This is a genomic window from Streptomyces sp. NPDC001732 (genome assembly GCF_053596315.1).
On record NZ_JBSFFY010000089.1, the window covers coordinates 1 to 19,500 of the forward strand.

Annotated in this window: 15 protein-coding genes and 4 pseudogenes; 9 read left to right on the top strand and 10 right to left on the bottom strand. The window is 69.4% G+C overall.

Annotated features, from left to right (window positions below):
- The 3 genes and pseudogenes from ACWCXX_RS37215 to ACWCXX_RS37225 form a co-directional block, all read left to right on the top strand.
- A pseudogene (locus ACWCXX_RS37215) lies at window positions 1–555 on the top strand (IS5 family transposase); the annotation flags it as partial.
- 330 nt (window positions 556–885) lie between these two features.
- Window positions 886–1,161, top strand: a complete 276-nt coding sequence (locus ACWCXX_RS37220) for a hypothetical protein (protein WP_451135175.1) — start codon at window positions 886–888, stop codon at window positions 1,159–1,161.
- Between the two features lie 297 nt (window positions 1,162–1,458).
- Window positions 1,459–2,424: a transposase family protein gene (locus ACWCXX_RS37225; protein ID WP_451135200.1), complete on the top strand. Its 966-nt coding sequence runs from the start codon at window positions 1,459–1,461 to the stop codon at window positions 2,422–2,424.
- 593 nt (window positions 2,425–3,017) lie between these two features.
- On the opposite strand, the gene ACWCXX_RS37230 is transcribed toward ACWCXX_RS37225, so the two are convergent.
- From ACWCXX_RS37230 to ACWCXX_RS37255, 6 genes are all read right to left on the bottom strand, one after another.
- Window positions 3,018–3,449 (bottom strand): hypothetical protein, encoded by a 432-nt coding sequence (locus ACWCXX_RS37230; protein ID WP_451135177.1) that lies wholly within the window; start codon window positions 3,447–3,449, stop codon window positions 3,018–3,020.
- Window positions 3,450–3,789: 340 nt separating this feature from the next.
- Window positions 3,790–4,215 carry a hypothetical protein gene (locus ACWCXX_RS37235; protein ID WP_451135179.1) on the bottom strand — a complete coding sequence of 142 codons (426 nt, stop codon included), beginning with the start codon at window positions 4,213–4,215 and terminating at the stop codon, window positions 3,790–3,792.
- A 192-nt stretch (window positions 4,216–4,407) separates the two neighbouring features.
- Window positions 4,408–4,629 (bottom strand): hypothetical protein, encoded by a 222-nt coding sequence (locus tag ACWCXX_RS37240; RefSeq protein ID WP_451135181.1) that lies wholly within the window; start codon window positions 4,627–4,629, stop codon window positions 4,408–4,410.
- A gap of 579 nt (window positions 4,630–5,208) precedes the next feature.
- A complete protein-coding gene (locus tag ACWCXX_RS37245) occupies window positions 5,209–7,122 on the bottom strand; it encodes a hypothetical protein (RefSeq protein WP_451135183.1) in 1,914 nt (637 codons plus the stop codon).
- A 37-nt stretch (window positions 7,123–7,159) separates the two neighbouring features.
- Window positions 7,160–8,356 carry a tryptophan 7-halogenase gene (locus ACWCXX_RS37250; protein WP_451135185.1) on the bottom strand — a complete coding sequence of 399 codons (1,197 nt, stop codon included), beginning with the start codon at window positions 8,354–8,356 and terminating at the stop codon, window positions 7,160–7,162.
- Entirely contained in the window at window positions 8,353–11,391 is a 3,039-nt protein-coding gene (locus tag ACWCXX_RS37255; protein ID WP_451135187.1) for a LodA/GoxA family CTQ-dependent oxidase, read from the bottom strand. Before ACWCXX_RS37255 ends, ACWCXX_RS37250 begins: the two co-directional genes overlap by 4 nt.
- A gap of 279 nt (window positions 11,392–11,670) precedes the next feature.
- Between ACWCXX_RS37255 and ACWCXX_RS37260 the strand changes: the two genes are divergently transcribed.
- The 4 genes from ACWCXX_RS37260 to ACWCXX_RS37275 all read left to right on the top strand — a co-directional run bounded on the left by ACWCXX_RS37260 (window position 11,671) and on the right by ACWCXX_RS37275 (window position 15,585).
- Complete coding sequence (locus ACWCXX_RS37260; protein WP_451135189.1) at window positions 11,671–11,901, top strand: hypothetical protein; 231 nt, start codon at window positions 11,671–11,673, stop codon at window positions 11,899–11,901.
- Window positions 11,902–12,032: 131 nt separating this feature from the next.
- Window positions 12,033–12,326, top strand: coding sequence for a hypothetical protein (locus ACWCXX_RS37265; RefSeq protein WP_451135190.1), 294 nt, complete (start codon window positions 12,033–12,035; stop codon window positions 12,324–12,326).
- 242 nt (window positions 12,327–12,568) lie between these two features.
- Window positions 12,569–12,874, top strand: a complete 306-nt coding sequence (locus ACWCXX_RS37270) for a hypothetical protein (protein ID WP_451135192.1) — start codon at window positions 12,569–12,571, stop codon at window positions 12,872–12,874.
- 20 nt (window positions 12,875–12,894) lie between these two features.
- Window positions 12,895–15,585 (top strand): class III lanthionine synthetase LanKC N-terminal domain-containing protein, encoded by a 2,691-nt coding sequence (locus tag ACWCXX_RS37275; RefSeq protein ID WP_451135202.1) that lies wholly within the window; start codon window positions 12,895–12,897, stop codon window positions 15,583–15,585.
- A gap of 224 nt (window positions 15,586–15,809) precedes the next feature.
- Here ACWCXX_RS37275 and ACWCXX_RS37280 read toward each other — a convergent pair whose 3' ends face one another.
- On the bottom strand, window positions 15,810–16,061 hold the full coding sequence (locus ACWCXX_RS37280) for a hypothetical protein (protein WP_451135194.1): 252 nt from the start codon (window positions 16,059–16,061) through the stop codon (window positions 15,810–15,812).
- A gap of 383 nt (window positions 16,062–16,444) precedes the next feature.
- On the bottom strand, window positions 16,445–16,786 hold the full coding sequence (locus tag ACWCXX_RS37285; RefSeq protein WP_451135196.1) for a hypothetical protein: 342 nt from the start codon (window positions 16,784–16,786) through the stop codon (window positions 16,445–16,447).
- A gap of 497 nt (window positions 16,787–17,283) precedes the next feature.
- On the opposite strand from ACWCXX_RS37285, the pseudogene ACWCXX_RS37290 reads away from it, so the two are divergent.
- Window positions 17,284–18,637: pseudogene (locus ACWCXX_RS37290) on the top strand (MFS transporter).
- Window positions 18,638–18,769: 132 nt separating this feature from the next.
- Window positions 18,770–19,168 carry a hypothetical protein gene (locus tag ACWCXX_RS37295; RefSeq protein WP_451135198.1) on the top strand — a complete coding sequence of 133 codons (399 nt, stop codon included), beginning with the start codon at window positions 18,770–18,772 and terminating at the stop codon, window positions 19,166–19,168.
- On the opposite strand, the pseudogene ACWCXX_RS37300 reads toward ACWCXX_RS37295, so the two are convergent.
- Window positions 19,139–19,284, bottom strand: a pseudogene (locus ACWCXX_RS37300) (IS5/IS1182 family transposase); the annotation flags it as partial. The gene ACWCXX_RS37295 and the pseudogene ACWCXX_RS37300 sit on opposite strands and share 30 nt — an antisense overlap.
- Window positions 19,285–19,360: 76 nt before the next feature.
- Window positions 19,361–19,500 (bottom strand): annotated as a pseudogene (locus ACWCXX_RS37305) (IS6 family transposase); the annotation flags it as partial.

A 19,500-nucleotide genomic window follows, 5' to 3' on the forward strand; every position in this document is an offset into this window, starting at 1 on the left:
CACGAGGTGCTGCTGGCCGAGCTGTGGGCCGCGGGCCTGCTGGTCATGACGGACGCGGCAGTCGACGGCTCTCATGTCCGGGCCCTCAAGGGGGGCTCACACCGGACCTTCGCCGGTCGACCGCGCGCGTCCGGGCGGCAGGCACCACCTGATCACCGACCGGCACGGCACCCCGCCCGCCGTCTCGCTGACCAGTGGAAACCGCCACGACGTCACTCAGCTGATGCCCCTGCTGGACGCGATACCCCCATCCGCGGGGTCCGCGGGCGGCCGAGGCACCGGCCGGGCCGGCTGTTCGCCGACCGCGGCTACGACCACGACAAGTACCGCCGCCTCCTCCGGGCCCGCGGCATCACACCGAAGAGCGCCCGCAAGGGCACAGCCCACGGCTCCGGCCTGGGCAGGACCAGATGGGTCGTCGAGCGGACCTTCGCCTGGCTCCACCAGTTCAAACGCCTGCGCACCCGCTACGAGATACGCGCCGACCTCCACCTCGGACTGCTCCAACTCGCCTGCAGCATCATCTGCTTGAGACGACTCCGAACCTCCTTCTGAAACGATCAGTAACGGGCTGCCCTGCGATTGTGACGTCACGCCATGTCCCGAATTGGCCCACAGCATCCCCCAGGGTGCGGGCGGCGCCGTTCGCATGCCCACGAGGTGCACAGCGTTCCCCTGGAGAGGAAACGGTCGGGACGGCAGCCGATCTGTTCGCCGCAGGCCCCGTCTGGGATACTGAAGGCCAGGCTCGACAGGGGGCAGACGGTGTATACGGAACCTATGGCGCGAGCCGTTGTGGAACCAGCAGTACTCAAGCTGATACGGCAATACCCCCGTGGCAGGTCGTTCTCCACTACGGTCACATTCGGCGGGGACGACTTCAGCATGTGCGCCCACATACGGGCGCAGTGGGCGGCACCCGGGCAGGTGAAGATCGCACTGGCCTGTTGGGTCGTCAACGCGGACACCGCGCGCTATCTCGGTGACAACCCGCCTGCCAGGGAGGAGATGCGCCTGCCACCGGAAGGCACAGCGAAGTGGGACGAGGAACTGACCAGCCGGGTGATCGGCCACCTCGCAGCTCGTATGAACGCTCTTGCTACCGCCCTGCCGACCACCGACGAACACCTCACCATCACCGTGCCTCTCGTCCTGACGTAGTCCGGCACAACGCCCGGGGGCCCGGCCTGGACCGCACACACAGGTGACCAGAGCCAGCAGCCCGGTCGCTACCTGCATCGACGGCCTGGAGGCGGCTGTAGGCGAGCGCGGCGAGTCAGCGATCGATCAGACTCCGCGACCTCGCCGGTGCAACCAGATCGCGATCAGGGCGCGCTGAGCGACGCGACCCCGGCTTCGTCACGGGCTGCCTCGTGATTGATCTTGGTCACGTCGGGCAACATACGGAAGGCCGCGCGAGTTGTCTGGGTTGTGAAGATCAAACAGGTCCGCGCGGCCATGTCACCTCATGCCTTCTGCGGCCTCTCGCGTAAGCATCTGGGCGCACTGGTGGAAGAACTCGCTCCGCGTTGGGAGGCGCGCTGTGAGTCTGCACGCCACCAACGGCGCGAGGGAGCCCGCCAGCGTCAGGCAGGAGCCGGGCCGAAGCACGAATTCGTCTTCACCGACCGGCTGCTGGCCACACTCGTACATCTGCGGACTGGCCTTACCCATGAGGCCCTCGGGGTGCTCTACGAGGTGGGGTCCTCCACGATCGGCCGGGCCCTCGCCGAGATCCGCCCGCTGCTCGCCGAGCGGGGGTTCGCCGTTCCCGACCGTCCCGGTGTGCGCCTGCGCACCCTGGCCGATGTTTTCGCCCATGCCGAAGCCGAGGACGTGACTCTGCGGATCGACGGGATGGAAACCCAGGTCCGCCGTCCCCGGGCAGGCCGGCCTGGCCGCCGCGCCTTCGTCTCCGGCAAGCGCAGGCAGAACACCCTCAAGGCCACCACGATCAGCGACCACCAGGGCCGCACCCTGTGGTCCGGCGCCTTGCGGCCCGGCCGCATGCATGACCAGACCGCGCTGCGCACCGAGGGCATCGCCGAACAGTTCCACCAGCATCCCGGCGTGAAAGCCGAGGTCGACGACGGCTACCGCGGCCTCGCCAATGAGTTCCCCGACCAGGTCTTTGCCCCGCCGAAGAAACCGAAGACCGCGAAAGACCCGGCCGAGCGGCCGCTTACCGAGCACTACGGCTGGTGCGAGCACAAGCGCCGTCAGTCCTCCCGGCGGATCTGCGTCGAGCACGCGAATGCAGAAGTACGCCAGTGGCGCCCACTCCAGCGATACACCGGCCGCCGCGAAACCTACGGGGAAACCCACCAGGCCATCGCCGCCCTCGTCTCCGATCGCGCTGCCCAGCGGCCCACCCGGCATAAGACGAGTACCGAACTCGTGCCCGTCCGCACGACGGCCTGCTGAATCACCCACCAGCTAACTCCCCAGGCCAACACGCCTCATGATCAATCGCGGGGCAGCCCGTAACCCCCCTCACCTGTACAGAGCTCTCAATGCCCCTTCAAGGCGGGCGAAATCGACTGGGCGCCCTCCTGGCGGCCTGCCAGCAGCTTGGATGTCTTCTCCATACCGACCCCTCGCCGGCAGGCCGCCAGCACCGCCTTCCTGACGTTCGCATTTATTGCGATATGGCGGCTTTGAGTGTTCCTGCATGATCCTGGCAGCTGAGAGGGGGCCGGTGTAGCCCTCATGGTCGCTGGCGCCGAACGGAGTGCCCTTCGCGGTGACAGCAAAGCCGGGGAAGCAGAAAGCCGAGCACGTCCGCAACTTAAGCAAGCTGTCTCCGGAAGTACATCCCCCGTTCTGCAGCTGGGGGAGTGGGGCTACGGTGGCCAGCCCCAACCAGCTCTCCTACCTGTTGACTGCCTGCCCGGAGTAGTCGGCCGGGCGCTGCCCCGCCAGTGCCCGTACCGTCGGGGCGGGTGCCCTGACAGGACGGTGCTCCCGGCTGTCCCTGTGGTCATTTCGCACGTTCCGCAGGGACAGCCTGTCGTTCTCTAGATGACGATCGGGTTGGTTTCCACGGTGCAGCCCGTCCCGATCACCACGAGCGTCTCCACCGGCACGGTTTCCAGGATCCTGCCGAAGACGGCGACCGAGTCGGTGCAGTACAGCTGGGTCGAGCCCTTCCCCGGTTCGTTGGAGCGGAGCACGACCGGTCCGCGATTCGGGTAGGGCCGGGCCTCGGAGTACGGGTCGGTGCGCTCTTCCTGCTCGCAGCCCAGGCCGAGAGCGCCGGGATCGTTCAGCCCCAGCCGCCGCGCCGCCTCGAAGACCGCGTCGACGGAGAAGCCGAGCGGGGGGTGCTTGAGATCGACCGTGCCCAGCGAACACATCCGTGCCGGGGTGTCCTTGGGAGCCGCCTCGGCGGGCGAGGCCAGGGCCAGGGCGACCAAGGCGGCGGAGACGACAGTGAGAGTCCTTTTCATGCCATGGATGATCACCCACACTCGACCGACAAAAGCGGTTTTCAACGCTTGAACACGAACTCTTCGCGCTTCCTCGGTATACGCGCGCCCCTCCGGCCATGCGCTCCAAGCCGGGGGAGAGCGCGCAGCGCCGTAGGTCTACGACCGAGAACCGAGTGAGTCGAGCAGTCCCGGCCCGACGATCGGGTTCTTCGAGAACGGACACCATAAGAGCGATCGAGGGCCGCCAACTCCAGGGGCGCATGAACGGCCCTGCCGTCCGGTGGAATTTGCCAAGGCCGGGCGACGGAGGCCGTTCGTGCGCTCAGGCGGACATGAGTCGTGGACCCCAATGGGTGGCTCAGCGGGTCAGGCTGGCGAGGAAGGACTCGGCTGCCGACCACGGGGTCAGCTCGATACCGAAGCCGCTGTGCGCGTCGGGCCCTTGGATGTGGACCAGACGGCCGGGCAGGTAGACGACATCGCCGGTGCGGAACGCCCCGGTGTACGCGCCGAGGTAGCTGCGGAGGTGGGTGATCCGGCGGGCGAACACGGACGGCTCGTCGACCGTGGACTCCGTGACGGTGTCCACCTCGATCCTGTAGAGCGCCGGTGTGACCAGGCCTTCGGAGTGGTCCGTGACCCGGGCGAGGACGGAGATCGCCCCTACCTCTTTGGCCACCACCCAGGCGAACGTCTTGTCGCCGTCGGCCCTCAACGGCTCGCAGTTGATGTGTGCCCCTGCACCAGTGGTCAGGCCCTGCAGCTTGCGGGCCTCCTGGCGCATGAGCGCGTCGAAGGATCCCCCCCATGTACTTGGCGCGCCGTACGTACAGCCGGGTGAGGGTCTCGCCCTCGTACGGGCGGATGAGGGTGCGTTCGGCGAACAGGGCCTGTGCCGCTTCGTAGCCGCGCGGCCCGTACCGGACCAGGTCGATGTCGGAGCGGGCGTTGCAGGCGCCGACCAGGAAGGATCCGGTCACGCCGATGACGTCCGCGGCTTTGGCCGTGACGATCCAGTTGATGAGGGCGAGCAGGTCCTCGCGACCGCTGTGGTGTCCAGGAGCCCGGGGGGCTGGTGCAGTGCGGCGAGGGTCTGGCGGCAGGAGTAGTGGGTGACGATGTTCTCGCGGGGCACGCCGGTGATGACGCACCCCACGGTGGGGGAGTAGATGTAGCACTCGGGCCGGTTGACGGTCATCTGTCGGCACAGCGGGGCAGTGTTGTCCAGGCGCGTGGTGAAGCCGCCGACCGGGTCGCGGGTGAACAGGAGCAGGGGCTCTGCGGCGGTCTGGGGGCGGTGATGCCGCCGATCTTGCGGGTGGCGGCCACGGCGACCGCATCGCCGCCGGAGGCGACGTCGTCGAGGTAGGCGGTGTTGCGTCAGCCGCGGTCGCCGTTGAGGAGACATTTGGCGGCGCCGAGGACATCCACGTTCAGGCAGCCCCGGAGTCTGAATGGACTCTCCGGTCACCCCCCATGGTCGCCGGTGGTCGCCGGGCTACTTTTTCCAGTGCTGTCGGCCTCGGCAGCGAGGGCTTCGGCGTGGAGATGTGGTGGTCGAGCATTCTGGCGACCACGGATAGGGGCGTCGGCAGGACCAGTTGCCGCAGGGCTGAGTTGCGTCCGTGCACGGTGGTGGGATGCCTGTGGCGGAAGGCGCCTGCCGAGCGTCGAGGCGGGGTGGGTGGGCGGCGGAACCGGTTCGACTACCTACCCCGGGCGACGAAGACGGGCCCCCGCTACCCCGGTGCCTCCACCAGACTCACGGTCCGTCGGCTCACACCTGGAAGCTCTCGATGTCCGACGTCGTGCTCGTGAAGCCGTTGGTCGAGATGACTCTGAGCTGGACCTGCGTTCCCCGGGGGAACTGGCTGCGGTCGACGGTGATCGCGGGGTTCTTCAGGCCGACCCCGATGGTCTGCCACGTCTGCCCGGCGTCGGTGCTGACCTGTGTGGTGAAGGTATGGCTGGGTTGCAGTGTCTGGTCGAAGTCCAGGTCGAGGCTGAAGGCGCCTTCCCCCGCCGTCCCCTGGCGGGCGGCCCGCAGAGCTGGGGGCGGGTCTCCGGGGCGGAAGGTGTCCACGACCTGTCCGCCGACCAGCAGTGCGATCGATTGGGGACTGGTACCGACCGGGACGACCGCGTCGACCAGGCCGGTGCGTTCCTGCCCCGGCTCCGGATCCGACGCCAGCTTGACCGTGGCCGCGAAGTCGTGTGGTGGACCGCCGTCGGTTTGCTGGACCCGCAGGACCACCGGGACCTCGCCGTCCGGTCCGGCGGCACCTTCCGGCTCTCCGACCTGGGTCGGTGGTCCGGCAGAGGCCGTCACCGGGTTGACGAAGCGGATGTCACCGCTGCGGCCGGTGAGGTCAACTGTGCCGACCACGCTGACGAGCTGCCCGGCGTCGGGGGCCGCTCCCGCTTCGCCGCCAGCCGCCGGGGCTGGGGCCGGTACGGCGGTCACCGAGAGTTTCGGGAACCGTTCGTCGGGCCGGCCTCCGCCGTGCGTGGAGACTCTGAGTTCGTCTGCGGGCACGTGGGCGGGGGCCGCCGTCGGGGTACCCGCCGGTGCCGGGGCGCCGACGGCGAGGGCGTCCTCCGCCAGCAGACGCTGGCGGATGCCCTCGTACGTGTAACTGCTCGGCCACTGGAAGTTGCAGTAGGTCATGACGTCGTGCCACTGCACACCCGGCCTGGCAACCATCGGCAGATTCAATTGGCGATCGCCCACGTCGAATCCGACGAAGCTGTTGGCGTCCTTGGCGAGCTGTCCGGCCGGGAACGGGTAGTTCTGCAGGTCGTCCTGCGACTCGCCGCAGAATCCCGGGTGCTTGCGGCCGTAGGTGTGGCCCAGCTCGTGCCCGCCGTACCAGTCGGCGTAGGAGCCGTCGAAGTCCCAGTTCCAGGTGGCCGCGCCACAGGGCGAGGAGGCGACGGTGGCGGGGTCGGGCGTGTCGGGCACGCCGGAGGAGCAGCCGCGCATGAAGAACCCGCCGTCGGCCACCTGGCCGATGTAGTGCGTACGGCGGTCGGCGCCGGAGCTGATGTCGAGGGCACGGATGGCGGCGAGCTGGGCGTTGGTGTCCGTGCACTGGAAGGGTGGAGCGGCCATGACATCGACGACGGCGCGCGGCGTGACAATCACCTCGGCCACCGGGTAGGCGCGCTTGAGCCAGCTGATCAGGAACTTGTAGTCGATGTCGCGGGGGGTGTAGGTGACGGGAGGGTTCCCCATCGAGTAGCGCAGCCACAGGACCCGTACCCGCAGCGGCGGGCTCTTGTGAAACCAGACGGTCACGCCGTTGGTCGGCCCGTTGAACGGGACGTTCGCGCCGGTCAGGGTGTCGGTCAGGGTGACAGCGCTCAATTTGAGTGGCCCTTCGGCCGCCACCGCGGACGGCAGGACGAAGTTGAGGCTCAGCGAGGCGTCGGCGCGACGGGTGGGCACGTCCATGGGTGCGTTCGGATCGAGGGAGAGAGTATTGGCCGAGGTGACGGTGACCGGGGGGTCGTTGGGTGCCCGGAGCAGAGTCACGGCGCCGCTCACACCGGTGGCGGGGCCGCTCACGCCGTTCACGTAGACGCGGATCACGGTGGCCTTGCCGGCGATCAGGGTGACGCTTTGCTGGAGGTCCTGTACCGCCTGGGTGATCTCCATGGCGTCCAGTGCGGCGAGCGTCTGAGTTGTCATGGCTGACCTCTTTGACGAGCGTTCCGGCCCTTTCAGGCTATGCCGAGTCAGGGTGCTCCGCCCGTTTTCGGCGACGGCGCCAGAAGGGGCTCAGGGGCCAACGCTGCTCCTGGTTGTATGCATATGCATGATTGCGCTGGTAGGCGGCCGCGATCCCGTCCAGGAACGCTGTGTAGTCGGCGAGCGCGGCGGTCGTGTGCCCTTCGTCGGTGAGGCAGCCGGTCACCGCCCGTCCGGCGTGGGCGCCGGTGTGCAGCGCGGTGAGGATGCCCTGCGAGGAGAGCGGGTCGAAGGCGAGGGCGGCGTCGCCGGCCGCCACCCAGCCGGGCCCGGCCGCCGGGGTGAGCCGCAGGCCGTGGGCGGGAGCCCAGCGTGGTAGGGGAGTTGCGGCCGGGCCGTGCCCGGCCAGGCGCCGACGGACGTGAACGGTGCGGCTGAGTGCATGCCAGAAACCGTGCCGGGTGCGCAGGGACGGGTCGGCGAGGTCGGCGTCGGTCAGGTGGGCGACCAGGCGCCCGGCTGGGATCCGGGTGGTGTACCACCAGCCGCACGCCGCTGCCTCCACCAGTGTGCGGGCCTCGGCGTCCGCCGGATCATCCATGGGGCGGGAGGGGAATACGGCGTACGCGGCGACCAACCGGTCCTGCCGCTGGCGGTGGCCGTGGCGGCGGCCGATCACACAGCGCCGGCCGGTGGCGTCGATCGTCCAGCGGGCGGGCAGTTCGGTTATGACGCCGGTGGGCTGCTCACGGACGATCAGGCGGTCGCTGCGCTGGTCCAGTACAGTAGCCCGCCGCAGTCGGGCGCCCGCGGCGACGGCGGCCTCGCGCAGGAAGGCGTCGAAGCGCAGCCGGTCGAGGTGCCAGCCGTGCCCGTACGGGTCGAACAGGTGGCTGCGGCCGTGCAGCGCTGTCGATCCCCAAGCGGCGTAGGTGCCAGTGGAGATTGGGTGGCCGGCGGCCAGGAAACCGTCGAGCAGCCCGAGTTCGCTGAGCAGTGGCCGGGCGGCTGGCGGCAGGAACTCCCCGATCTTGACCTCTCCGGTCTTGACGGCAGGCCCGCTCGCGGCCGCGCGGCGGTGCCCTTGGCCCTGGCCGCCGTCGTCCAGGAGCTCGATGCGGCGACCGGCCCTGGCCAGGACGAGCGCGGCCACGGCGCCCGCCGGGCCGCCTCCCGCCACGACAACGTCGACGGGTCCGGACGGGCCCCCGGACACCGGGCGGTGAGCCGTCACCGGCCCGACCGGAAGCGCTTGACCTTGTCGATGAACCCGGCCGAGACCTCCTCGTCGGGAGCGTCCGCCATGGTGACCGCGGTGGCCAGGGCGGCCGTGCCCAGGACCGGGTCGGCGCCGCGGTCCACGTGCACGGTGACCAGGTTGCGCCCTGCCGGGGGTGCGGGCTCGGGCGGGAAACCGACCTCGGACTCCACCAGCAGCTCCGTCGGGAAGCGGGGGTCGTCGGGGGGACCGGGGCGGCGCTCGACCACGCCGAGCTTGCCGAAGTCCTGCACCATCGCGTTGATGGCGGCGATGTAGTCGCGGGGCAGCCAGCGGAGCCAGGTCCGCCGGTTCTCGAACGCGGCCAGGCGGTCGACGATCGGCCGGGCGGTGTCGACCACGACGTCGTAGTCCTCCTCGGCGAGCACGTGGTTGGGTACCCGGGCCGGCCAGAAGGTCGGCAGGTACGGGTCGTACGGGCCGAGGCCGAGGGAGACGCTGTACTCGTAGCCCGATCGGCAGCTGGCCGTGTCGGTCTGCCAGGGCACGGCCATCCACCGGGTCAGGTCGCCGGGGCCCTGGGCGTGCAGCGGGCCGTCGAGGGACAGCGCGGTCTCCGAGGTCAGCGTCTGGCCGTAGTACGGCGGGGAAGGGGCGTCGGCGGCGCGGTGCCGGATCCGGAACGGGCTGCTGTACAGGGTGGTATGGCGCATGGGCCAGGTCAGCTCGCAGCCAGGGTGGAAGGCATCGGCGAGACAAAAGGACAGGGCCGCCCGGTCGAGGGTCGCGGGCTGCTCGGTGAGCGGGACGTCATCGAGGGTGGCGGGTGGTACGGCCTGCGGGTCGTAGTCGGCGTCGAAGTCCCCACCGGCCCAACGCTGGAGGAGGCGGTACTGCAGCGGGGAGAGCGTCATGTGCTGGCGTACGGACTGCGGCGGCAGGTTCATCGCGTCGCCGTAGACGGCCGGCCAGGGCACCGGCGACATGCCGTCGCGGTCGTAGTTACGGACGGAGAGCCAGACCTGCCTGCGCAGTTCCCGGTGGACGGGCGAGGGGTCGGCGAGCGCGGCGAGCCGGCCGGGGTCAAGCAGGTACTCGCGTCCGCCGAACCCGAACTGGGTGGCCAGGCCTTTGTTGACCCACTGAAGGCCGGACAGTCGGCGCAGCACGGGTAGCACGTCGCGGGTGAAGGAGACCTGCCGCGGTTCGTCGAGTAGCCCGGCGCTGAAGAAGGAGCCGCGCACCAGGTCGTACATCGTGCGCACGGAGCTGAGTTCGGGCGCGTAATTGGGCGGCGCGGTGACCACCCAGCCTGGCTCGACTGGGATCGGCCGCCCGTCGATGCGCACCTCGGCGGTGACCGGGCCGTCGGATGTGTCGTCGTACCAGCCGTCGTTGTTGGCGAAGGTGTTGGCGGGGTCGCCGGTCGCCGAGGCGGAGACGCCGTGGCCGCCGAGGAAGATCAGTCGGCCGCTGTCGTCGGTGCGCAGTTCCCCGAGGTAGACCGGCTTGTCCATGAAGGTGCCGGTGTCGAAGCAGTACTCGGGCCCACCGGAGCGGTTGCGGCCGCGCACCGAGCGGGAGCCGGGGTCGATGATCAGGAGACTGCGCTGGTCGGCCGGGATTTTTGGGTTGCGCAGGTTACTGTCGTCGGCCTTGTCCGCCTCCGGGATGTCGAGGGCGATCTGGAACTGGTACCAGGCCGCCTTCGCGTTGGCGACGTGCACGGTCCAGCGCAGTTCGGCGTTGTCGGCGGTCAGTTCGGCGACCGGTTCGCCGGCGGCGTTGTAGCCGTAGACGCGGAACCGGACGCCCTGGCGCTTCAAGGCACCGGTGACGTCCTTGTAGCTCCCGGCGGGCAGTGGGGCCGGGTCGTCGACCTCGGGAGCGAGGACGAAGTCGTCCATCGTGCTGTCGCCGACCCGAGCCACACCGATGGCCGGGTGTACGGCGGCCCGGACGATCCGGGTGTCGCGAGGGGGCGGCGGGGTGAGGTATGGACGGGCCGGGCCGGGCTCTGCTGCCGGGACGCCGTTCACGTCGCGGCGCTGTTCGGCAGAGGCCTGGTACACCGTCCGGCGCACCTCGGCGATGCTGCCCACTGGGCGGTGCTCGGCGAGGCTGTGCCAAGGGTTGAGGGCGAGGTTCTCGCCGTATGCGGCCTGTCCCCGGGCGGTGACGTCCTGCTGCCGGAGGGTCAGCTGGGCCACCTTCACGGGGGAGCTCTCGGACTCCTCCCAGCGCACGGTCGCTCGGTCCAGCGGCATCCGCTCGTCGTCGGTGCGGAACTGGAGCAGCAGGTCGAAGGCCGCCGGACCGGCCGCGAGCCGGTAGGCCAGGTCTGCGCCGAGGTAGGTCGGGTCTTCGTCGGGCGGCGTCGCCTTCGGATCGCCGGGCTCGCAACCGGCCGGCACCAGCTTGTACTTGACGAAGCGGTCCGGTCCGAAGGCGTAGGGGAGCACGCCCCAGTAGGGGGCGGTCAGCACACTCTGCTCGAACTTCGCCATCGCGTCGAGGATCTCCCGGGTGACCGGGTGGGCCTCCAAGTACGGGTCGTAACTTCCGTCTATGACCCCGGCCTTGGTGAACTCGCACATGTCCTGGGCGGTGTCCACGAAGAAGACGTCGTGGTTCTGCAGCAGCAGGTCCTGGGTGTCGGCCTCGGTGTCGGCCTCCAGAAGTTTCGGGCCGGGCACGCCGAACAGCTTGATGCCGGCGCCGAGCGTGGTCTTCAGGTCGGAGCTGCCGGGCACGGTGTCGCTGGAGAACCGCACCCAGGCGGTCAGGCCGCCGGGCCGGGTGCGGGCGGCTTCCAGAAAGCCAACACGCAGCTCCGTCGGCAGGTCATCGGCGACCGTCAACGTGCCGCAGGCGACGCCGTGCGGTTTGAGAAACACCGGCCGTTTGACTGGGTCCTGACCGCGTGCCATCCGGGCGCCCTGGGTGAGGTCCACGAACATGAGCTTCAGTGCGGCGGCTGCGTCCTCAGCGCATCCTGGCAGAGGTGGCAGTCCCGCGGTGTCGTCGAAGGGTTCGGGGGTCCCGATCATGCTGTGCTCCCGTCGGTGCGGCGGTCGGTCGGGGTCGCGGTCCGGTGCGGTCCGGTCCGGTCGGATTAGCCGGTAGCTGCCCGGCCCAGGTCCAGCGTGCGCGAATCTTCGGTGGGCGGCGTGCCGAAGTACGCCCGAAACGACCAGGCGCCTGGCCCGGTGCGGGCCGCCTTCACTCCAATCGGCTACCAGCGCTCGCCCGTCCGCCGCCCCGGTGGCAGCGTCGTCGGTGATCGGCCGCCCGGGCGGTGGTCGGTTGTCCTGAGGAGAGGAAGGACCATGGCCAGAGAAGGACTTCGCGTCACCGTCCTCGGCGACCTGCAGCCTGAGGTGCTGGAGCGGATTGGGGATTCAGTGCGCAGGGCCGTCCTCAACGAGGTCGCGGAACTCGATCTCGCGCCGCCGCTGCGTGAGGTGCCGTTCGGCAACGCGGACCCTCCCCGCGACGCAGTTGAAGAGCTGATGCCGTGGCGGGAGCCGATGGGAATCGCGATGGCGCAGGAGGAGTAGTGGGCGCCACCGAGGCCGGTGCGGCCCGCGCTGAGACGACATGCCCAAGCAGCCTGTGCGCGCCAGGCCACCAACTGCTCGGTATCGTCCGACCAGACGGGACAGTCGCCGCCCTTCGCCAGCCGCTGACGGTGGACGCCGAGTTCGCGGCCCGAGCCTCCGCCCCCGGTCTGCGCCCGCCGGAAGCCCGGTTCCGCTTCGCCGGGCCGTGCGTCGGGGCGGCCTGCATCCAGTGGGAGGGGGAGCGGTGCTCCCTCGGCGACGCGGTGGCGGACGTCGGCCGCCAGGTGGAAGCGGCCGGTGTGGGCGTGCCGCTCCCAGCGTGCGCGGTCCGCTCCACCTGCCGGTGGTGGCTGCAGGGTGGTGCCGCCGTGTGCCGCGTCTGCACCCGGATCGTGCACACCTCGAAGGCGCCCACCGAATAGAAGGGCCGGAGCGAAGCAGGGCGCAGGCTATCGGCACGACCGGTGACCCACAGTACGGACAGGGACGAGTAGCTCTTCGAAGTCGATGTGACGGTCGGTATCCGTGATCACTCGGGTAGCGGTGAGGTGGGACGCAGCGGAAACTGGAGCAGTAGGTACACAAGCGGTGGGAGTCCGCTACGAGGTTGGATATCGGTGGTGGCTCTGCCGCACAAAGCACTGACATCACATGGGAGGCGGCCATGACCGAAGACGTGAGCGCCGTCAGGCTTCGGCTGGCACAGATTGTTGCGCAGGCCGAGACGGATGAAGCGTTCCGTACGCGCCTCGCCGATGACGCCGGTTCCGTCTTCGCCGAGTTCCAGATTCCCGAGAACGCGGTCGAGGAGTACTCCCAAGCAATCGCCGAGGCACGTGCCAGGGGTCTCGGGGGCGAAACCGAGGGGCTTTGCATCCATACGGGCGGGTGCAGCGACTTCACCTGCATCAGCACAAGGTGCGGACCTACCTGCGTCGTCACGATCCCGATCGACGCAGCCGACGAATGAGTGTGGCGAATGCCGCCCCGATGACGGCCGACCGTCCCGAGCGGTGGCTTCTCGGCTCCGTCGTGGATGCGGTCGGTGGCCGACTGTCCGACTGGCGGATTGTGCCGGCCGACAGCCCGCTGCAGCCGTGGATATCTGCCTTCCCACAGGGACCTGACCTCCCCCGGCAGGGATGGAAGCTCCACGTTTCCAGCTACGTCTCGACGGCCGCCGAGACCCTTCGCCGGGCCTTGCCTCCCCTGGTCACGCTGGGAGTCGCATTCAAGGTGATGGGATCCCTCACCTGGCTCGAACGGCTCAACCGCGGGGCGGCGGGCATCTCGCAGGTCGGAAAGTTCATCACCGTCTATCCGCAGGACGAGGATTCGGCCCTTGAGGTGGCGGCCGCGCTGGCAGCCGCAACCCGGGGGATGCGCGGTCCCCGCATCCCTTCAGACCGCTCCTACGCGGACGGGAGCGTCGTCTTCTACCGCTACGGCGGGTTCGACAGCACCCGGATGCAGACCCTGCTCGGCGACGTCGTCCTCGCCGTGCTGGACCCCGACGGCCGTCTGGTTCCGGATCTCCGGGGAGTGACCCCTTGGGTGCCGGACTGGGCCGCCGACCCCTTTCGCAGGATCGGCCTGGGCGCCTCGCCCACTCTGGCTAGAACGGTGGCGGGCCGGTACCGGCCCGTCATGACCTTGGCGCACTCGCCCCGGGCCGTCGTCCAACTTGCCTTCGACCTGACCACACCGCGCGGGTGCATCCTGAAGCGCGCAGCGAAGCGACCTGCGGGCCAGGGCGGCGAGGCCGGCGACGGTACCGTGGCGCTGCGGCGGGAAACGGCCACGCTTCTCAGGCTCTCCGGACGGCGGGTGACCCCGGAGGTCTTCGATGTCGTCGAGGACGATGACGAACTGATCCTCGTCTTGGAGGACCTGGGCGGGGAGACGCTCGACCGGCACGTACGGGGACTCGCCGGATCGGGTCATAGCTGTTCCACCGCTCGCGTGGTGGAGCTCGGAGCCGCCATCGCGGATGCCGTGTCCGTGCTCCACAAGGCCGGCCACGTGCATGGGGACCTCAAGTCGGCCAACATTGTGCTCCCGGCCGACGGCCCGGTACGGCTCATCGATCTTGAGCTGGCTCATCCCGTCGGCGCCACGGACCGGCCCAGCGAGGCCGGGACCCGCGGCTACCTTTCGCCCGCGTGCAGGGCGGGAGACCCGGTGTCACCGGCCGACGACATCTACGCCCTGGGAGCAGTGCTCTACCTGCTGGTCACCGGTGCTGAGCCCTCACGGGCCCCCGACCCGCACGACCTGCTCGCCAGACCACCCGGACAGCTTCGGCCGTCCGTCGACGGCTCTCTGACGAAAATCGTGTCGCGGTGCCTGGACCCGGATCCCGAGAGACGGTTCGGCTCGGCGCGCGATGTGCGACGGGCGCTGCTGACGGTCGGGGAGAGCCGGTCACCACAGCCGCCTGCACCACCCGACGCCGCCGACCCCGACCGGACGCGAGCATCGGACCTGTTCGAACTGGCCTGCCGGACGGGCGACTTCATCTGCGCTCAGGCGGAGTCCTCCGCGCAGGGGGTGACGTGGCGCAGCGAGTACTACGTCGGCAAGGGGCTCGTGGGCCGCGATATCAACACCGGGATGGCCGGCACTGTCCTCGCGCTGGCCGAACTGGTCCAGGAACTGCGAGTCCCGCGGCACACGGACGTCCTGCGCGCCGCAGCACGGACACTCCACGGCATGCCGGCCGTCCCCGGGGACGGGCCGCGCGGGCTCTATGTGGGGGAGATGGGTGTCGTGGCCGCCCTCCTGCGGGCCGGCCAAGTGCTGGGCGACAAGGAACTCGTCGGGTTCGCCGTCGACCGGGCGGAGGCGCAACCTGCGGCGGCTCTCGACGACTCCCCTGACCTCTTCCACGGTCTCGCCGGCCGACTGCTGGTGCACCTGATGCTCTGGGACGAAACCGGCGACGGGCGGAGCCTCGACCGGGCGGTGCACTGCGCCGACATCCTCCTGCGGCAGCGCGAGGGCGGGCACAACACCGCACATTGGCCCATCCCGCCGGGTTACGGAGATCTCAGCGGCAAGAGCCTCCTGGGCTACGCCCACGGTGCGGCTGGCATAGCCGACGCCCTGCTAGACCTCTACGAAGCCACCGGTGCGTCCGAGTACGAGGAGACCGCGCGCGAAGCCTCCGCATGGATCACGGGCCAGGCGATCCGCTGCCTGGAGGACCTCAGCGGGATCGCCTGGCCCATCGCGGAAGGCGGCCGGGCGCACCCGCCGTTCTGGTGCCACGGGGCGACGGGCATCGGCCGGATGCTCCTGCACACTCGGCGCCTCGGCCTCGAGCCGGACCCGACGGAGACACTCCGGCGCGCCTGCCGCTCGGTGGCCCTTGGGGCCCGCTGGAGCGGACCGACGCTATGCCACGGGCTGGCGGGTAACGCCGAGTTCCTGTGGGACGCCGGCTTGGCCCTGGACGACGAGGGCCTGCTGGCACAGGCCCGTGGGCTCATCGGCATCCTGCCCGCGTTCGCGGTCGATTCCCCGGACGGTCGGGCCTGGATCTCCGAGGTCCCCCGCCAGATCACCCCTGACTACCTCGTCGGGTACGCAGGCATCCCCGTTGTCTTGCTGAGGATGGCGAGACCGCGCCGCTGCTACCAGCTCAGCCGGGAGGGTTTCCGGTACAGGGCTTCTCCTTGATATCGGGCCCGTCCGTGCGGTCGCTTTGGAGTGATCGGAGGGTATGAGGACGGCCTTCCTCATGATCCTTTCTGGCCGCAATGCCCACAGCTGCCGAGCACCGCTTTCCGCAACGCCGCCGTGGAGGCGTAGGTGCGACACGACGGATGCTGCCGTTTCTGCGGACGGTTCCAGCGTGTTGCCGCGTGGCCGTCGAAGCTACCAGACCGAGGGGTCTGCGGTGATCAGCCTTCAAGGTCCTTGCCGTTCGAGGACCTCGCGGAGACAGCCCGGTCGGCGGGCTCAGGCAGGCCGACCTGGGCCTCGCGGACACCTGCTCGCGATGTGGATCGCGGCTGGCCGGTACTTCGCAACTGGCCCGTGATAGCCAGGCTCTCAGCCGCTGGGGCCACGTCCTGCTGCCCGTCGTCCGGATCGGCATCGGCCTGCTGCTCATCCTCATCAAGGGCGGTGTCTTCGGTGTGCCGGGTCGACAACGAGGCACATGAAACGGGCCGATCCGCTCACATTGATGCGACGGTTCGGCATCACGGAGAAGACCGCGATGCACTACGTCGGCGTCGCCCGCCCCAAATGGACCGCGAAACTGCCGCAGGGCCACTCGCGCATATGGCGGGCCGTCGGCAAGCTGGACGTTCGCCCCAGCGCGGACGGCGTGTTGGCTTCTGTACAGGTCAAGAGCCTTGAGCTATGTGGCGTAACGCTGGCCGCCGAGTCGTGTAGTGCGTGCACACCCGGGAGGTCAGCGGCCGCTACCCCAGACGGGAATGGTGCTGTCCGAACCGCGTACCAAATAGCGAGTCAGCACCTGTCCCTGAGTGCGCTCCCCCTTCGGGTTGCACGGCGTGGGCCAGCGAAGTTACTCATACAGAGTTCTTCGATACAGGTCGAATCCAGCCTCAAGGAGGTCGGCGTACACCTCTGCACGGGAGGGCACCCAGGCCACGACCGCAACCACAGCAACGCCGAGCCCGGCTGGCACTGCCCACAGCGTCAACGGGGCGAACAGAACAAAGAGCACACCCCAAATGGACGCGGCCACGGAGGCGTCCAGCGAGACTCTTGCCGTGGCGATTTCCTTACGGGCGGTATCGGGCAGCAGCAGCCAAAGATGAGGCCACACGGAAACGACGTCCAAGCCGTACTTGTCTACGGGGCGGGTCTCGACGGCGCGCAGGGTATTGCCGATCCGGGTGGGCATGTCTGGTGCGGGACTGGGCGACCGGTGCTGAAGCATGGTGAGGCGGCCGTGTTCTGTCCGCTCTTCCGGCGAGGCTGTGCCCGCAACCACGGCAGGGCTGAGTTCCTGGTAGCGCCTTAGAGATCGCGCGGAGAGGTGCTCCGCGGCGACGAGCTTCCCGTGCCCAGGAAGCTCTGTAGAACCGGGCTACGAGTGAAGAGATGAGACGTCAGGCAGGTGTCTGAGCCGGGCGTCTCCGCCCTGGTAGCGTTAACGGCATGTCTGCTGCTTCGTGTGCGGCCGCTTGCGCCGCAGTGACCAGGACGCCCCGCTAGCGGCGGGACGTTCGACTCACACGCTCCTCCTGGACGTCCAGCCGCTTCGTGATCAGACCGGAGCGGCACGTTTGTGCTGCTCAGAACTTCTTCTGAGCGACGGAGCACCTGATGCTTCCAGGCATCCTTTCTTCCCGCGGGCACAGCCCGTCCCCGGCACGCGCATGGCTGGTGCTGTGCGCGGTGTCCATGCTGCAGTTCTTCATTGCGGTCGACGTGACCGTGGTCAACATCGCCCTGCCCTCGATCGGCGCCGACTTCGACATCGACGGGCACTCCCTGACCTGGGTCGTGGTCGGGTACACGGTCGCCGGTGGTGGGCTGCTGATGCTCGGTGGCCGGCTGGGCGACCTGCTCGGGCGGCGGCGCGTGCTGCTGCTCGGCACCGGCCTGTTCGGCGCCGCGTCGCTGCTGGCGGGCCTGGCCCCCACGTTTTCCCTGCTGGTGGTCGCGCGCCTGTTGCAGGGCGCCGGTGAGGCCATCGCGCTGCCCGCTGCAATGGCCACCATCGTCCTGATGTTCCCCGAAGGTCCGCGTCGGTCGCGGGCCCTGAGCGTGTGGGCGGCGGTGGCCAGCTGCGGTCTCGTGCTCGGATTCGTCCTGTCCGGAATCGTCACCACCCACCTGGGGTGGCGGTGGATCTTCCTGGTCTCGGTTCCGTTCGTCCTAGTCGTGCTGCTGGCCGCTGTCTTCCTGGTCGAGGGAGACCGGCCCGTGACCAAAGACGCCCCGCGGCTGGACCTTCGCGGCGCGCTGTTGCTGACCGCTTGCCCGCTGCTGTTCATCTTCGGCGTGGTCGAGGCTGGGGAACCCGGAACGCCCACATGGGTGGTCCTGGGGGCGCTGGCCGGGGCGGTGGCCGCCGGGGCCGGGTTCGTGTGTGTCGAGGCACGCTCGCGCAACCCGCTGCTGCCGCTGCGCTTCTTCGCCAACCGCACGCGTGTGGCGGCCAACCTGGCCACGATGCTGTTGAGCGGGGGGGTTGTCGACCTCGTTTCTGCTGTTCACCTTCTATCTGCAGGACCGTTTGGGCATCGGCCCGTTGGGCGCGGGTCTGACGATGCTGCCTCTGGCGGTCTCGCTGATCGTGTTCTCCATGCTCGTGCCTCGTCTGCTGAGCCGCTGGGGAGCACGCGCGTGTGTGCTTGCCGGCATCGGGTTCACCGCGGCCGCGATGACCGCTATCGCAGCCATCGCGGCCCTGCGGGCAGGCGGCATGACGATGATCCCGGCCATGCTCCTGATCGCGGCCGGGATGGGGTTCGGCATCGTGGGGCTCCAGTACCTCGCGGTCAGCGGCGTCACCGAGGACGACGCCGGTACCGCCTCGGGCATTCAGCGCGCGGCTGACCAACTGGGCGGGGCCACCGGGGTAGCAGTCTGCGTTGGGATCGGGTTCGCCCCGTCCTTGCACTCCTTCGACCCATTCCTGGTGGCCACCCTGCTGGCCGTCATGGGGCTCGTGACCGGCGCGGTCGTGGCTTGGCGCATGCCCGCGCCCGCTCCCGCAGCGGACCTGCAGGAACAGGCCGGGTGACCTTCGCCCCGCCGGGGGTGTGCCGCCCCGACTGCCAGGGCGGCACACCCCCGGCGGGACTTAGGACTCCTAACGGAATGACTTTCTGGGGTCGACTGCCCGGCGTGGGGTGTTGTCGGGCAGCATGGGGCGATGCACTTCGATCAGCCGCTGCCTCGCGAGGTGAAGGTCATCGATTCGGCCTCGCTGTTCAGGCTGGAGGAGCGTGCGTGTGCCCTCAGCCTGAACCAGCGGTTGGACCCGGCGTGGGTGCAAGCGAATGCGGCGCCCGACGGAACCCACTACCTGTGGCCAGCCCTGTGGAACAGCCTGTCCCACCGCCCGGACGTTCCGCGCCAGCTGCGGTGCGAGCTGTTGATCAGTCTGCGTGGGGGAGACCGCGTGGTGAGCCTGTTGGACGTGCTTCCCGACGACTTCACCCCGCTGCCGAGGGTGACCTCGCGCGAAGAAGGCATGCAGGTCAGCCGGCTGCTCGACCGTGCCCCTTCTGTTAGGGAATGGCTACTGCGTGAGGGCTCGGACCTGCTGTGACAGGCGACGCCAGCAGATGAGTGCGCATCCGAGGGTCAGAAGGCTTCGTGGATGTCGTCGCGGATCTCCCAGCGGATCCGCAGGCGGCGGAACCAGTGCAGGTGGGCGAACGCACGGGCGCTGTCACGTTGTTGAGTGTGTGAGTGCCTGACGGTGTGCCGGGTGCGGGGGGCCGGGTTCCGGCTTTCGTGCTCAGGCCGCGGCGGGCCGGCCGGCGGCGGTGACCTGGTCCCAGACCGCGAAGCGGACGGTCATCTCGGCTCGGTGTTCGGGCGCGGTCATCAGGTGGCGGCGGGGGCGGAAGTGGGGTGAGCTGCCGCTGAACGCGGCCA